Annotated in this window: 15 protein-coding genes; 7 read left to right on the forward strand and 8 right to left on the reverse strand. The window is 63.7% G+C overall.

The window, feature by feature from the left end; all coding sequences use genetic code 11:
- Nucleotides 1–52: 52 nt before the first annotated feature.
- From ACHMWU_RS28860 to ACHMWU_RS28875, 4 genes are all read right to left on the reverse strand, one after another.
- Nucleotides 53–229, reverse strand: a complete 177-nt coding sequence (locus ACHMWU_RS28860; RefSeq protein ID WP_396048916.1) for a hypothetical protein — start codon at nucleotides 227–229, stop codon at nucleotides 53–55.
- A 46-nt stretch (nucleotides 230–275) separates the two neighbouring features.
- Entirely contained in the window at nucleotides 276–1,895 is a 1,620-nt protein-coding gene (locus ACHMWU_RS28865) for a hypothetical protein (RefSeq protein WP_396048917.1), read from the reverse strand.
- Between the two features lie 163 nt (nucleotides 1,896–2,058).
- A complete protein-coding gene (locus tag ACHMWU_RS28870; protein WP_396048918.1) occupies nucleotides 2,059–2,811 on the reverse strand; it encodes a hypothetical protein in 753 nt (250 codons plus the stop codon).
- Nucleotides 2,812–2,849: 38 nt separating this feature from the next.
- Nucleotides 2,850–4,430 carry an Ig-like domain repeat protein gene (locus ACHMWU_RS28875; RefSeq protein ID WP_396049270.1) on the reverse strand — a complete coding sequence of 527 codons (1,581 nt, stop codon included), beginning with the start codon at nucleotides 4,428–4,430 and terminating at the stop codon, nucleotides 2,850–2,852.
- Between the two features lie 467 nt (nucleotides 4,431–4,897).
- On the opposite strand from ACHMWU_RS28875, the gene ACHMWU_RS28880 reads away from it, so the two are divergent.
- From ACHMWU_RS28880 to ACHMWU_RS28910, 7 genes are all read left to right on the forward strand, one after another.
- Nucleotides 4,898–6,010 (forward strand): hypothetical protein, encoded by a 1,113-nt coding sequence (locus ACHMWU_RS28880; protein WP_396048919.1) that lies wholly within the window; start codon nucleotides 4,898–4,900, stop codon nucleotides 6,008–6,010.
- Nucleotides 6,011–6,057: 47 nt separating this feature from the next.
- Entirely contained in the window at nucleotides 6,058–6,585 is a 528-nt protein-coding gene (locus tag ACHMWU_RS28885; RefSeq protein WP_396048920.1) for a hypothetical protein, read from the forward strand.
- Nucleotides 6,586–6,625: 40 nt separating this feature from the next.
- Nucleotides 6,626–6,757 (forward strand): hypothetical protein, encoded by a 132-nt coding sequence (locus ACHMWU_RS28890; protein WP_396048921.1) that lies wholly within the window; start codon nucleotides 6,626–6,628, stop codon nucleotides 6,755–6,757.
- Between the two features lie 109 nt (nucleotides 6,758–6,866).
- Nucleotides 6,867–7,499 (forward strand): hypothetical protein, encoded by a 633-nt coding sequence (locus tag ACHMWU_RS28895; protein WP_396048922.1) that lies wholly within the window; start codon nucleotides 6,867–6,869, stop codon nucleotides 7,497–7,499.
- A gap of 925 nt (nucleotides 7,500–8,424) precedes the next feature.
- On the forward strand, nucleotides 8,425–9,057 hold the full coding sequence (locus ACHMWU_RS28900; RefSeq protein ID WP_396048923.1) for a hypothetical protein: 633 nt from the start codon (nucleotides 8,425–8,427) through the stop codon (nucleotides 9,055–9,057).
- Between the two features lie 176 nt (nucleotides 9,058–9,233).
- Nucleotides 9,234–9,935 (forward strand): hypothetical protein, encoded by a 702-nt coding sequence (locus ACHMWU_RS28905; RefSeq protein ID WP_396048924.1) that lies wholly within the window; start codon nucleotides 9,234–9,236, stop codon nucleotides 9,933–9,935.
- Between the two features lie 991 nt (nucleotides 9,936–10,926).
- Nucleotides 10,927–11,637: a hypothetical protein gene (locus ACHMWU_RS28910; protein WP_396048925.1), complete on the forward strand. Its 711-nt coding sequence runs from the start codon at nucleotides 10,927–10,929 to the stop codon at nucleotides 11,635–11,637.
- 168 nt (nucleotides 11,638–11,805) lie between these two features.
- Here the strand turns inward: ACHMWU_RS28910 and ACHMWU_RS28915 are convergent, their stop codons facing one another.
- From ACHMWU_RS28915 to ACHMWU_RS28930, 4 genes are all read right to left on the reverse strand, one after another.
- Complete coding sequence (locus tag ACHMWU_RS28915) at nucleotides 11,806–12,951, reverse strand: helix-turn-helix domain-containing protein (RefSeq protein ID WP_396048926.1); 1,146 nt, start codon at nucleotides 12,949–12,951, stop codon at nucleotides 11,806–11,808.
- A gap of 534 nt (nucleotides 12,952–13,485) precedes the next feature.
- Nucleotides 13,486–13,932, reverse strand: coding sequence for a hypothetical protein (locus ACHMWU_RS28920; RefSeq protein WP_396048928.1), 447 nt, complete (start codon nucleotides 13,930–13,932; stop codon nucleotides 13,486–13,488).
- A complete protein-coding gene (locus ACHMWU_RS28925; RefSeq protein WP_396049271.1) occupies nucleotides 13,908–14,816 on the reverse strand; it encodes a hypothetical protein in 909 nt (302 codons plus the stop codon). The genes ACHMWU_RS28920 and ACHMWU_RS28925 overlap by 25 nt, the downstream gene beginning before the upstream one ends.
- A complete protein-coding gene (locus ACHMWU_RS28930; RefSeq protein ID WP_396048929.1) occupies nucleotides 14,750–15,178 on the reverse strand; it encodes a hypothetical protein in 429 nt (142 codons plus the stop codon). Before ACHMWU_RS28930 ends, ACHMWU_RS28925 begins: the two co-directional genes overlap by 67 nt.
- Nucleotide 15,179 lies beyond the last annotated feature (1 nt).

The following is a 15,179-nucleotide window of genomic DNA, read 5'->3' on the forward strand; positions in this document are numbered from 1 at the left end:
CACGAGACACAGCAACGAGGCAACGAGCTTCACTTGCGGACGACCTTGACCGTCAACAGCTGGAGTGGCTCTTCTTGACCTTGGTGCTGCCCAGGTAGACGACGCGCAGACCGTACGAGCGCACCTTCTTGAACTTCGGCAGCGTGATGGTCGCCTTGCCGTTCTTGAGGGTGCCGGACCGCAGGATCTTCGAACCGTGGCGGATCTGGAAACGTCCGGTCGGGGCCACGCCGCGGCTGTGACGGTGACGCGAACTTTGGTGTTCTGCCGCGTTGTCAGCTTGGTCTTGGTGAGCTGCCGCTGGTCGTCGAGGCTACAGCGACTAGTGGCTTGGGCGTGGGTGTCGTGGCCGACGGTGTCGGGGTCGTCGCGGTGGGGGTGGGTGTCGGGCCGCCTGGCACGACGGTCGGCACCGAGGCAGCCGTCCCCGACCCGTATCCGACCTGGGACGCGGTCACCTTCACGGTGATCGAGGTGCCTTGGTCAGCCTCGGTCACGACGTACTGGGTGCCGATCTCAGGCGCAGGGTCTCCCTGCTCGTCCTCGCCGACGATGGGTTCATCGTCACGGAACCACATGTACGAGTAGTTCCAGGTCGTACGGTTCTGGATCCAGGTGCCCGTGGTCGCAGACAGCACCGTTCCGGGCGCCACGGTCAGTGGGGAGGCGCTGATGCGCGGGCGGTACACGTTCCGGGCGATGCACGGCCGGTTGGTGGAGTCGATCTCGTACTCGTTGGGGCCGTTGATGCAGATGCGCTCGGGCGTGATCGACGGGCTCTGCGCGAAGAAGTCGCGGGGCACGAGCTGGAAGCGCTGCCAGTGCACCGGCATCGGCGACTGGTCTTCGTCGCGGTCGATGTGGTGGAAGCCGACGTTGACCCAGGCAACCGGATCGGTCAACGGGGCTGCGTCTTGGACCACGTAGTCGAGCACGTTCTGGTTGGGGCAGTCCGGATTGAGATTGTCGGAGGCGTACTCCTGGCAGTCGTTCGCGTTGGTGAACGACACGAGCGGCTGGGTCACCGGGATGAAGGTGTCGGCGACGTTGCGGTTGACGATCTCGTACGACCGGGCATGGCCGTCTTTGTTGGTCGAGCTCGGGTTGCTGACCCGCCACCAGCTGAGCCGGTCGTTGTCCTGGCCCTCGATGGCGTGGAAGGCGCTGGTCTTGTGGGTGCCGGCGCCCTCGATGATGGGGGCTTGATCGTTTCCACCACTGGCGTAGTCCCACTGCTCGACCTGCTGGGTCTGACCGGAGTCGATGCCGAAGTCGACGCGGTAGATCGCGTTGTGCCAGTGCGATGTCGCGTAGTAGTCCTGCCCGTCCACGCTCGGGCCGACAGGCCAGCCCAGGTCTTGGTCTGCGCTGAAGAAGACTGAACCCGGGCCGCCGATCGCCAGGTCGCCGGTGGCGCCGAGCCCGACGTCGATACCGCCGTGGTCGTCGAACGTCATCTTCTGCTGGTACTCGTACCAGCTGATCTTCGATACGGAGGACACTTCGAGCGCCGTGCCCTGCTGGATGACGCGGGGGCCGTTGGCGCCCTGCTTCTCCTGTGAGTGAGTGGCGAGGCCGGTGGCGACCTCGTCGGTGCAGATGCCCTTCACGATGCGCTCGATCAGCTGGCCGCCGGCGACGGTCGACTGGTCGACGTCGACCGTGTCGCCGAGGCACAGCTCGGGCACCTGGGGCATCAGGTAGCCGCCGCCGAATCCGTAGGACGTGATGTCGTTGAACTGTGCATGCCCGGTGTCGTAGGGGACGTTGAGCTGGGACAGGTAGATCTGGTCGAGAACTCGCTTGTAGCCGGTGTACTCGTGGCTCCCGCTGGCCGGCGCGAACTCGATCTTCTCGAGCACGAGACCTTTGATCGGATGCACGCGGGCGCACATGCGCCACGAGGCACCGTTCTGAGCGTCTTCTGGATCAGCGACTCGGCGCAGTCGAGATCGGTGTCGGCTGCGTGGGCAGACTGGGTGGGCAGTGTGCCGGTCAGGCTGACGACCAGGGTTATCCCGCAGACGGCGGCGAGTGCTCTCACGGTCTTGCGGATTCTCATGACTTCTCCAAGCTGATGACGTCACCGGTGCTGAGGTTGACGACGAAGTCGAGGGTGCTCAGATAGATGCCTGACGTGGTCTTGACCATGAGCTGGACGCAGCGGTCGGTGCCGCACGACTTTCCGCGGACCGTGGTGCCGTCGAAGGTCCAGGCTCCTGCGACATAGCCCACCTGCTCGGACGAGATCAGCGGTACGCCTTCGGACTCGGCGAACTGCGTCGAGAACGGCAGGGCAGGGTCGGCGTTGATCGCGATGGTCGTGGCGGTCTTGGCCTCGTCGGGGGAGGGCGGCGGTTGCAGGCGCTGGGCGCTCTTGCTGGTCACGTCGCCGGTCTTGAGGTTGACGAGCTGGTGGTAGGTCTTGTTGCCGGTGTAGTCGTACAGCACGACAAGCGCCTTGCGACCGGTGCCATCGACGTCGTCGGGCAGGTCGGCGTAGAGAAACTCGGGGCCGGACTCGCCGCGCACGTCGGTGGCGTCGTCCGGGATGCTCGTGGCGGTGGATGCGAGGTGGATCGCGTAGCCGGTCTCGTTGGTCGACAGCGGGTCTCGGCTGTCGCCGAGATCCGGGCGCTTGGTCGGCAGCTCGCCATCGCCAGCAACGGTGAAGCTGTCTGAAGGCTGCTTCTCGGTGCCGGTCACGCCGGTCTGGCTGAGGAGCAGGGTCGCGGTCACAGCAGTGGCTGTGAGGCCGCCGGCCAGGGTGGCCTTGAACGCGCGAGTGGCGCAAAAGGGTGGGATCTTCATGCTCAGTTTCCGTCCTTTTGCGCCACTCGCGGTTGGTGCTACTTCTTGATCTTCAAGGTGTACGACTTGGACTTCGCCGAGCCGTAGTTCTTGTCACCTGCGTAGGCCAGCGTGACCTTGTAGGTGCCCTTCTTGAGCTTCGGAAGGGTGATGGTCCGCTTGCCGCCCGAGAGGGTGGCCCGGATCGTCTTCTTCGACTTGCCCTTGATCGTCACGGTGACTCGACCGGTGGCCTTCGCCAAGCCGGTCGGAGCGGTGACCGTGACGGTCGCCTTGCCCGACTTCTTCGACGTCGGCGTCTTGGTCCTCTTGAACGTCACCGAGCGCACCTTGCCCTTGGCAACGGTGTACTTCACCGAGCCGATCGAACCGGTGACCTGAGCGCTGCCGTTGTACTTGGCGGACAGCGTGTAGGCCTTCGGTGCCAGCGTCTTCGGCAGGGCGAAGGTCGCCTTGCCGCCGACGACGGCCTTGGTCTGCGCCGCGCCCGCACCCGTCAGGGTGACCGTTCCGGTGATCGGGACGCTGGACCCGTTGGTGACCGTAACAGTCGCTGTGCCGGCAGTGCCGTAGACCTTGCTCGGTGCGGTGACGCCAGTCGTCGAGGAGACCGGTGGCGCTGCGACCGGGCCGACCGCGGTTGAGATCGATACAAGCGTGGCAGAGTCAGCCGTGCGGGTTGCCGTCGACTCGAAGGTGATGTTCTTGCCCTGCTCGGCTGCGGTGAGCTTGTACGTGTTGCCGGTGGCACCGCTGATCGCGGTGCCGTCAGCCAGCCACTTGTTGGTGATCGTGTCCGGAGAACCGTCGAAGGTGGCGGGTGTTCCGGTCAGGGTGTTGTTGACCTGGGCCGTGCCGGCGATGGTGGGCTTGGCAGTCTCTTCCAGGTCTGGCAGCGGCACCGTGACGATGGCGCCGATGGTCAACGAACCGCCGACCAGATCGGCGACCTCTTCGCCTGCAACTTCAGCGGGCACCACTGCTGATGCTGTGTAGTCCAATGCGTCGGTGTCTTGTCCCCAGACGACTACTTCATTCTCGTCTGTGAGCGCCGCAGCATAGCGGTTGGACGCCGCCACCTTGACGACCTTTCCGTCGACTGTGCCTGCGGGGAAGTCGCCGAGCCCGCCACTTCCTGCCCATGTGTGAACTGCGCCGGACTGAGTCACGGCGACGCTAGGGGCGCCGATGGCGAAGTCGACTACCGGGTCAGCCAAGTTGTCACCTGTGACGGCGGCAGGAATGTTCGTCAGAGCTCCGGCGGGGGTGAACCCGATCACGCCGCCACCGTTCAACAGTACGAATGAGCTTGTTGTCTGAGCCGCGATAGCAGTCGCATTGGTGATGTCACTGCCTTCGTATGCGGCAATGACGAATCCTGAGCTGGAGATGGTGCCGACTCGTCCGTCGGTCAACAGCACCGTGATGACGGTGGAACCCACCGCGACGTCTTTGGCTGCGGTTGGGCTGCCACCAGCCCCCAGATCCGTGGGAGTAAGCGTTTGGTTGGGGATGACGCGACCGTCACCCCAGACTCGCACGCTGCCGTCCGAGGTCACGACAGCGGCCGTGTTGCGGAAGGTGCTGACGGCGCTGACCTTGCCCAGATCTTCGGGCACTGCCAACTTCGGCAGCGTACCGGTCAATCGGACGACGTCGCGTCCCGCAGTGATCCCGAAGTCACTTCCGGTGCCTGCGGCCTGGTTGGATGTGTCGCCCGCGAATCCGAGCGCCACGGCCGCCCACGGCCCTTTTGGCGCCCCGGGGGCTGGGCTTGAAAGGTAGGTGCTTCGCGACGGCACGCCGGTCGAAGCGTCGGTGGTTCCCCATACCTCGATATCCCCAGCATCGACGGTCGACACGGCGACATTTGCCTGCGTAGCCCCGGGGATCATTACGATCGCACCCGCGAGCATTCCGATGACCCCCGCCATGGCCTTGATGTTCCTACTTCGTTCTCTGATCACGTCACTCACTCCTCGATGCCGAAGTACACGTACGGACGTTGGAGGCGTCCGACAACACCGAAACCTTTCGGCGTGTGACGCACGCTACATAGTCGGCGGGGTGGTGCGCTCTTGTTTGGATGCTGGGCGCAGAGGAATGGGGTGAACATCCCACTTCGGCGGAAACTTTGTCGTCATCCATGTTGGTGAACCGTGAGGTAGGACACACTCTCGTCATGGTTCCTGAATCGTCCCTGAGGAAAATGCACCCCGAGCTGATCGGTCGCATCGCACGACTTGCTGCCGTTTCGCTCGTGGTGTGCGGCCTTGGGGTCCAAAGCGGCTCTGCGGCAGAGGATCCCGACTTTCCGGGACTGCCTGCTTTCGACCAACCAGGAGCCTGGGTAGGACCGAGAGCAACTGGGATCAACTATGTTGATCGAGCGAAGCAATGGGTGCGAGTCCCGCCGCTGGTCGTCGGGGCGTTCAATCGAGTTGTGAAGGTGCGAACGTTCTCGTGCTCAAGTCCCAGTCTGTTCAGCGAGATTGGCGATTATCACGCCACGGCATATTTCAAGTCGTCGCGTGGCTCCTCGCGTCCGTGGGGCCAGATTGGGCCGTTTACTGCTCGTACCGTCGCTTTCGGCAGCATTCCCGTCGAGGCAGCAGTCGTTATTCGGCAATTGCGCGACTCAGAGGACTTGCCTGTCGGTCTGGAGATCAAACAGGTTCAGTCTTCTTATTGTGCGGGCAAGAGCCCGTTCCCGGATCATCCGCAAATGGGCACCCTTAATGGACATTGGGATCCTGCCACCGTCAACGGACAGGTCGAGGTGGTCATTGCAAAACTGACTGTGGATGGCGTGAACTTGTCTCTAGCCGGGCAATGCCGAACCCGGGAGCCAGGCACGATTGCGTTGGCCGGGCGTGAGTACTTCACCGCCAACCCGGACAACTTTCTTCCCGGCATCGAGCCAAATCCGCAAAATCTGATGACGACTCCTCACTTTGGTGTTGCCAACGGCGGAGTGCTGAACGGCACCGTTGACATCCCGAACTTTGCGGGCTGCACGACGAAGTCCGGTGAGGATGTCTCGCGGTTGGTCACCGCCGCAGTCTCGGGGTCGGGCAACCGTGTGACGATGCGAAGCGAGGGACTCGTGGCCGCGATCTGCATGCGGCCTGATGCCCCCACTGGCCCGGGCCAGCAATGTGAGCCCATGCCAGGACTGCCCTTCCCGGGCACCGAATGAGCTTCCGGGCCGGAAATCCCGGCCCGGGCAGATGAAAGGGAACAACCATGAAGATGAACAAGAAGAAGGCCATTATCGCTGCGGGTGCGGCTGCTGCTGCGACGATGCTGATCGCTCCTGCGGCCTTCGCCAGCGGAGTGGTCATCGTCAACGGAACCTCGTCTCCTGCGGCTGATGTGCCGGTTACTGGCGCGCTGTCGGGAACGATCAGCTTCCTGACTGACTTCGGTACGCCGGCGTCGTGCACGACGGCTTCGGTTGGTGGCTACGTCAAGCGTGGCGCCTCGCTCGCCAGCGGCACCAAGGTCGGTGCGATCACGACCATGACCTTCGGTGGCGGTACTGCTTGCACGGCAACCGGCTTGAACTACCCCGTGGTCATCGAGAAGTCGACCAAGGTTGGCTCGCCCGCTGAGTGGCCCATTCACCTGACGGCCACGCCTGCCAAGGGCTCGGCTTCCGCGCCGATCGAGATCCGCAACGTCGACGCTCAGATGCACTCGACTGGTTCGCCGGTCTGGGCATGCGCTGGATGCGAAGGGCACCGTCCCGGGCACGATCACCCAGGGTGCTAGCCCGCAGATCAAGATCACGCCGACACCGGGTGTCTTCCCGTTGGCGCTGCGTACGTTCAGTGGGGCTGGCACCAAGGTTGCGACCGCCAGCACCTGTGGCGGTCAGATCTACACCGGTGACGCTGCCCAGATGACGGGCACGTTCACCTTGAGCACGCCGGTTACCTGGTAATCGGCGTCTCGTGGTGGGTCGAGCGTATGGAGCTTGCTCGGCCCACCACACCCCGCCTGACAGTTCTCGGGAACGACACATCAGTCACACCCACTTGGAAGGAAACACCGTGAAGACACGTACCTCCCGAGGCGCCCGTGGGCGCCTGACCCTGGCCACGCTCGGTGCGACGGCCGCACTCGTGCTGGCGGGCGCACCGGCGCATGCCGCGACGATTGACGTCGACTACGACGCCAACGGCACGACTCACGTGGCATCGACGAACTCCAACATCACACTTGGTCCTGCTGTTCTGCACTCCTCGGTCGAGGCTGATGGCAGCTTCGTCGGCAACATGGTGCTCCCCGGCACTCGCACCGAGTTCAAGCTGCTGGGCTTCATCCCCGTCACGGCCAACGTGAACTTTGAGCCTGTTGGTCCGACCGTTGGCCAGTTGGCCCGTGAAGGCCGCAAGCAGGTGCTGACCTCGACGTCGAAGTACTACGTGCGCCTGACCAACATCAAGGCCAGCATCTTCCCGCTGTTCGCCGGCCCGTTCTGCCGCACGACCAACCCCGTCGTGATCCCCGGCAACACCCCGGCCGGTGAAGCCTTCGACACCGTCAACGGTGGTCGTCTGATCGGCGAGTACAGCATCGGCAACTTCCAGAACTGCGGACTCAACACCCTGCTGATCAACTCGATCATCCCCGGCTCGGGCAACACGATCGAGCTGAACCTCAACAACGGTCGTCTGCCCTGATCGACCAGCCCTCGTGGTGGCGGGGCATCGCTTGGAGCATGCCCCGCCATCCGCTTTACCTTGCTGGCCTTCGGGACTGCAGGTGAACCGCAGGCGGTAGGTCGAGCGGAATTGGAGCTCGCTCGACCCGCCGCCTGCTCCATACGAAGTGAAGGTAGGCATGCCATGAGGCTCAAGAAAAGGTTGCTGGCTGCCGGGATTGCTGCAGCAACGCTGCTAGGTGCCCCCGCCGTGTTCGCGACCAGCACGCTGTCAGTTGACGGCACCACTTCACCAGCAGCCGACGTCACAGCGACAGGTGCCTCGGTCGGCTCGACGAGCTTCCTGACTGATTTCGGAACACCGGCGTCTTGCTCAACTTCATCGACTGTGGCGTACGTCAAACGCGGAGCTTACTGTCATCGCCAATTCCAAGCTCGGTGCAATCACGGCGAAGTCATTCAGTGGTTGCACGATGACTGGTCTCAACATTCCGTTGGTGATCGCCAAGTCCACGCGAAATGGCACTCCCGTTGAGTGGCCCATCCACTTCGTCGGAACACCAGCCAAGGGCTCTGCAACGGCAGCGATTGTGATCAAGAACGTCCACGCGACAGCCCACTCTCCGGGTTCGCCGACGTGGTTGTGCGACATGGAAGCTTACGGGCGAAGTTCCGGCACGGTTCAACCAGCTGACCCAGCAGATGTTGATCACGCCTACGGCCGGGGTCTTCCCGTTGTCTGTTCAGGCTTACAACGGATCCAACTCGACTCCCAAGGTGCCCAGCGCGACCACGTGTGGTGGGCAGATCTACACCGGCGATTCCGTCCAGATGACGGGCACAGTCAACCTGAGCACGCCTGGCGTCGGCGGAATTCATTGGTAGCAGCAGTTCTTCGGCGGCACATGAGTGCTGCCGATCACCACAACAGATAAGGAAACACAGTGAAGATTCGTACCCTCAACAGCGCCCGTGGGCGCATGACGCTGGCCAGTTTTGGCGCAGCTGTTGCCCTGGTCCTGGCTGGCGCTCCGGCGCACGCGGCGACGATCGACGTCGACTACGACGCCAACGGCACGACGCATATTGCGTCGACGAACTCGAACATCACGCTCGGTCCTGCGGTCCTGCACTCCTCGGTCGAGGCCGATGGCAGCTTCGTCGGCAACATGGTGCTGCCTGGCACCCGCACCGAGTTCGAGCTGCTGGGCTTCATCCCGGTCACTGCTGATGTGAACTTCGAGCCGGTCGGTCCCACGACGGGACAGCTGAGCCGTGTGGGCCGCACCCAGGTGTTGGCCTCGTCGTCGCAGTACTACGTGCGTCTGACCAACATCAAGGCCAGCATCTTCCCGCTGTTCGGCGGCCCGTTCTGCCGCACGACCAACCCGGTCGTCATCCCGGCGAACACACCGACGGGTGAGGCATTCGACACAGTCAACGGTGGCCGTCTGCTCGGCACCTACAGCATTGGCAACTTCCAGAACTGTGGTCTGAACACCTCGCTGATCAACTCGATCATTCCTGGTGGCGGCAACACCATCGAGCTGGTCCTCAACAACGGTCGACTTCCCTGATCGACCGTCCCCAGCGTGGGTGGCGGGGGTAGATCGGAGCAATCCCCGCCACCTGCTCAGCATCCGCTGACAGCTCACTCCTGCACAGCGGGTGCACCAGCCGGCGGCGGGTCGTGCGGAAATTGGAGCCCACACGACCCACCGCTGGTCTCGTCGACAGCGAAGGTAGATGCGCCATGAAGTGGAAGAGAAGATCGATAGCGGCCGGGGTTGTCGCGGCGTCCTTGATGCTGATTGCCCCCGCCGCGTTCGCCAGCAACCTGGTCGCCGTCAATGGGACCTCATCACCCGCGGCAGATGTGCCGGTGACTGGGTCGTTGTCGGGAACGATCAGCTTCATCACCGACTTCGGTGTCCCGGCATCTTGCACGACTGCATCAGTAGGCGGCCACATCAAGCGAGGTGCTTCGGCCACGGTTGGCACGAAGATTGGTGCGATTACCAATCTCACGTTTGGTAACACAGGTGGCACCGGCTGCAGCTCGACCGGACTCGGCTATCCATTTCTCATTAAGAAGTCAACCAAGACAGGTTCGCCGGTTGAGTGGCCCATCCATCTGACCTCCACGCCGGCGAAAGGCTCTGGGTCAGCTGCAATCGAGATTCGAAACGTCGCCATGAAGATGCACTCGACGGGTTTGACGAGATGGGGAATGGACCTCGAGGCGACAGGGACCGTCCCAGCAAAGATCTTTCAGGGCGCCACCCCGCAGATCCAGATCACGCCAACCGCGGGGGTGTTCCCGCTCGCCTTGCAAGCATTCGATGGATGGGGCACGAACACCGCGGCCGAGCACACAATGTTCGGACAGATCTACACCGGCGATGGAATGCAGATGACGGCAACCTTCAACCTGAGCACACCGATCACCTGGTAGAAGGAGGGTCGTGCGCTTGAAGCGCGTACGGCCTTCCACCGCTAGGAGACAAATGCGCATGTCCCTCGACTAGAGATTGGGCTCAGTATGAAACTGAAAAGAACTGCTTGGGTCATCGCAGGGGTTGCAGCTGCGACACTGCTGATCGCCCCCGCAGCGGTCGCCAGCAACGTTCTCGTAGTCGACGGCGCCACTTCGCCCGTGGCTGATGTCCCGTTTACCGGGGCGCTGACCGGTACAGCGACTGCTCTCACCAACTTCGGTGTGACGACGGCTGCTCGGTTGGTTCGATCAGCGGCTACATGAAGAAGGGAGCCTCCGTGACAACTGGCACGAAGATCGGTGCGATCACCAGTGCCACCTTGGGCAGTGGTGCCAATCCTTGTGCGTGCGCGTCCGCCGCCCCGTCTACGGTCAAGAAGTACAACCCGGCGGGAGAGTGGGGCATCTACGTCACATCGACTCCGGCAAAGGGTCAGGCTTCCGTCTCGGTCGAGATCCGAAACGTCAGCGCGGACGTGCAATCGACTGGGCCAGTGCCATGGTCTTGTGAGTACAGGTTTGCGGGACTTGCACCAGGGACCTTCAATCAGGCCACCCAACGACTCGCCTTCGTCCCAGCCGGTGGCAGCTACCCGCTGGCAATCGCGGCTTTCAATGGCGCAGGCACCGGAACGGTCGGGTCAGGGGTAACAGCCGGGGGGCAGATCTACACCGGTGACGCGACAAATCTGGCCGCTACGTTCAACCTCGTGACTCCCGGAACCGGTGGCATCCACTGGTAGGGGACCTGCTCGGCAGCGCATGCGCGCTGCCGTCCTGATCGTGGGTGGTGGGGGCTTCTCCTCGGAGCAAACCCCACCACTCGCTCGGTGCGCCGGTCGCCATGTGGCATCTGGTGCACCGTGGCCTGGTGGCGTCTCGACCGAATGGAGTGCGGGCGAGCCGCTGCCGGGCCAGACCTGTCCGATTTCTGAATGAGGTGCACACAATGAAGTTGAAGAGATTCGCATTCGTCGCTGGAATGCTTGGAGCGTCGGCCGCTCTGACCGTCCCTGCGGCATTCGCTACGAACGTGCTGTCCGTCGACGGCACCACGTCGCCGGCCGCTGACGTGGCAGCCACAGGCGCGCTGTCGGGAACAGCCAGCATGCTGACTGACTATGGCTACCCGATCAGCTGCTCGACTGTGGCAGTGAGTGGATATGTGAAGCGCGGAGCCACCGTTGCCTCGGGCATGAAGATCGGCGCGATCAACAACTTCTCGGTCGGAAGTGGCGGCACATCCTGCACGGCTACCGCGCTGAACTACCCGTTGGTCCTCCAGAAGTCGACCAAGACCGCATCAGCGGCCGAATGGGGCATCTACGCCACGGCGACACCGTCCAAGGGGGCGGCCAGCGTCCCGATCGAGATTCGCAACATGGCGGTGAAGATGCACTCGACAGGGTCACCGGTCTGGTCATGCGATGTGGAGGCTGTCGGAACTCTTCCTGGCACTTTCAACCAGACCACCCAACAGATCAGGATCACGCCGTCGGCCGGCGTCTTCCCCCTGTCGCTCACCGCTTTTGACGGCTCAGGAACGAACACCGTAGGTAGCGGCATGTCGTGCGGCGGTCAGATCTACACCGGGGATGGCCTGCAGCTGACCGGTACGTTCACGATCGCCACGCCAGGCGCGGGCGGAATCCACTTCTGATCGGTGGATTCGATCCTGCCAGCACCGCGGTGAGGAAGGTGCCTGCGGCGGCTCGTACGTATGGAGCCCGCTCGACCCGCCACAGGCACGTCTCGCAAGGTTCAACGAACCGGACCGCGATCGGTTATGGCGGGTCTTCGTAGTTGCCCGATGCAGCTGGGCGGCGGGTCAGTCGGACTCGAGTGCCCAGCGGTGTCGCGCGTAGCGGACGGCGACCATCAGCTCGAGCCGTTCGTCGGGATTGTCGAGCTTTTCGCCGAGAATCTCGCGCAGGGCCTTCATGCGGTTGTGGGCCGTCTGGGACGGCAGACCGATGTCGCGGGCAACGCGGTTGACCGGCAGGCCGCGTTCGAGCGACAGGAGCAACAGCTCGGAGAGAGCCATCCGGCGCTTCAGCGGCAGGAGCTCCATCGACTGCAGGTGCTTGGTGACGAGCAGCTCGGCAAGCAGGGGATTGCCGCGTACCAACAGCTCGGCGAGCAGGTCGGTGGACGGCACGACGGCGCGTTCGTCCGGCACCGATCCGTCGCGCAGGATCGTGGCGGCGCTGCCGGTCAGCACGACGCCTTGGTGCGCCTTGTTCAGAGTCGAGGCCGGGCCGAGCACGACCTGGGTCTGGAAGACCTGCGCCATGCTGTCGAGATCCCAGGCATCCGGCACGAGCGCCTGCATGCCGTCCTTGTCGACCAGCGTGTTCGGCTGGCGGCGCAGTGATCCGGGCAGTGCGCTACGAACGGCGACCACCGGAACGTACTTGATGTCGGGGTCGAGTCCTGCAATCGAAGCCATCTCGTCGACGTCACGCGGGGGTGCACCGCGAAAGGCGATGGCCCGGAGGTTGGCGAGACAAGTTTCCGGACTCATGGCGGCCATCCTGGTCGTTCGGTCAAATGCTGCGCGGGCAAGCTGATGGAGGTTCATCAGATAAGCCGCGAGATCTTGTCGCAGCCTCAAGAGGCAGTCCTTGTTGACCAGGTCGCCCACCACGAGGGGGAGGCCACGCTGGACGGCGACACTGGCGAGGTTGAAAGATCGGTCGATCCTAGAGGGGTCCGGGTGGCGATGCGCTTCGCGAATTCCCAGCTCCTCGATCGCGGGTGCGACCTGGCCGATCGCGCACCGCACGTCGCCGCGAGCCAGGACGAAGGCCTCGACGGCTGTCTTGATGGTCGAGGCAATCAGCGTGCCGGTGCCACCTGAGGCAGACCCGAGCACTGATTGCGAGACGCGCCCGCACAACAGGTTCAGACGGTCTCGCGACACGTGTGATGGCTCAGGGTAGTTCGTCAGGTGTGGATCTCCAGGATTGCTCATGCGCCCTCTCTCCCTTTCGCTACCCTCCCGCCGTCTGAGGCTGTTCAGATGGGGGGTTCTGAACGAGGCGACGGTGAAGGGCGACGAAGTGATCAACGCACATTTCGGGGTCCAGGGGCAAGCGAAATCGGTTCGAAATGGTGCTCGGGGACCGGTTCTTGTTAGCCACATGACAAAGAAAGGTTACGGGGAGGTTAAGTTTGGGACCCTGGTCCCACTGTTTCAGTGAAAGGCTGACGTCTATTTTCGGGCGACTCGGAGGGCTAGCAGCGCCGATTTGCTCGGTTTGGTCGACGCGTTGCCGAGATAGACGACTCGGAGCCGATATTTGCGGGCATTCCGGAAGCTTTGGCACGGTGATGGTGACCCGACCGTTCTTCAAGGATGCGGTGCGCAGGACTCTTGAACCGTGCCGCACCTGCACCCGGCCGACGGGGCGCGGTCCGCGAACGGTGACTGCCACGCGCACACGGGCGTTCTGCCGAGTCGTGATTCTGGAGCGGATCAGCCTGGCCGAGGTGGCCGTCGCCAGCTTCACCGGGCGCGACGTCGTCGCCGTGGGCGACGGGGTGGTGGGTGTCGGCGTGGGGGCGGCGGGCACAGTCGTCGGCAGAGACCAGCGGTGCCCGAGCCATAGCCGGTCTGCGAAGCCGTGACCTTGACCGTGATCGCGGTGCCACGGTCGGCGTCGGTGACGGTGTACTCGGGGTCCGTCGCAGCTTCGGGGGTGGTGATGGGCACGCCGTCGCGGAACCACAAGAACGCATAGTTCCAGGTGATGCCGGCTGCCGCCCAGGTGCCGGTGTCGGCGGTCAGCGTGGTGCCGGGACGGATGCCTGCTGTGTCGGCGGTGACTCGGGGCCGCACCGTGTTGGTCGCGATGCACGATCCGGCACTGTTGGGCAGGCCCACCGGTGGGCCGTTGATGCACATGCGCGATGCGGTGACGGCCGGGCTCAGGGCGAAGAAGTCGCGGGGCACGGCTGGAAACGCTGCCAGTGAATCGGCATGGGCGACTGGTCCTCGTCGCGGACGATGTGGTGGAAGCCGACATTGACCCAGCCCACCGGATCGGTGAGCGGCGCATCGTCATGCGCGACGTAGTCGAGGATGCTCTGCCCCGGGCAACCTGGGTGCAGGTTGTCGGTGGAGTACTCCTGGCACGGGTTGGCGTTCGTGAACGAGACGCTCGGCTGGGTCACTGCGTAGAACCGGTCGGTCATCGACTGGTTGACGATCTCGTACGAGCGGGGGTGGCCGTCCCTGTTGGGGGAGTCTGGGTTGAGCACCCGCCACCAGGCGAGCTCGTCATGGTCCTCACTCGGGATCGAGCTGAAGGCCTGCGACTCGTGGGACTTCACACCATTGACGACCAGGCCCTGTGGCTGCTCGGTGCTCGAGTAGTCCCATCGCTCGACGTCCTGGTGGGTGGCCTCGTCGATGCCGAAGTCGACCCGGTAGATCGCGTTGTGCCAATGAGAGGCTGCGAAGTAGTCCTGTCCTTCGATGGGCGACCCGACCGGCCAGCCAGTCGCCGGATCGGTGCCGAAGAAGGGTGAGCCGGGGCTGCCGGGCGCGAGATCGCCGGTAGCGCCGAGTGCAACATCGATCTGGCCGTGGTCGTCGAAGGTGACCTTCTGCTGGTACTCGTACCAGCTGATCTGCGACAGCGACGAGACCTCGAGGGCGGTGCCGTGCTCGGTGAGCTCAGCCGTGGCCGCCTCGGTAGTCATCTGCGAATGGGTGGAGAGTCCGGTGGGCACCTCATGGGTGCAGATACCGGGGATGGTGCGGTCGATCAGCTGCCCGCGGTAGGTGTAGGTCTGTCGGACGTCGATCGGTTCACCGAGGCAGAGATCGGCCACCTGTGGGAGCAGGTACTCGTTGCCGAAGCCGTACGACGGGATGTCGTTGTAGAAGGCATGGCCGTTGTCGTACGGCACGTTCGCTGGGCCAGGTAGATCTGGTCGAGGACCCGCTTGTAGCCGCTGTACTCGAGGACGCCGCTGGCCGGCTTGAACTCGATCTTCTCCAGCACCAGCCCCTTGATCGGGTGGATGTAGGCGCACATGCGCCAGGACGCGCCGTTGTCGAGGTCTTTGGTGATCGCGGCCGCGGCACAGTCGAGGTCGTTGGCGGCTGCCTGCGCCGGACGGTTGGGCGTCGCGCTCGTGAGTGCTGCGGTCAGCGTCAGTGCAGCAGCGACGACGAGGATGCGCGGCCTCATG

It is taken from the genome of Aeromicrobium sp. UC242_57 (assembly GCF_044452305.1).
Lineage (GTDB): Bacteria > Actinomycetota > Actinomycetes > Propionibacteriales > Nocardioidaceae > Aeromicrobium.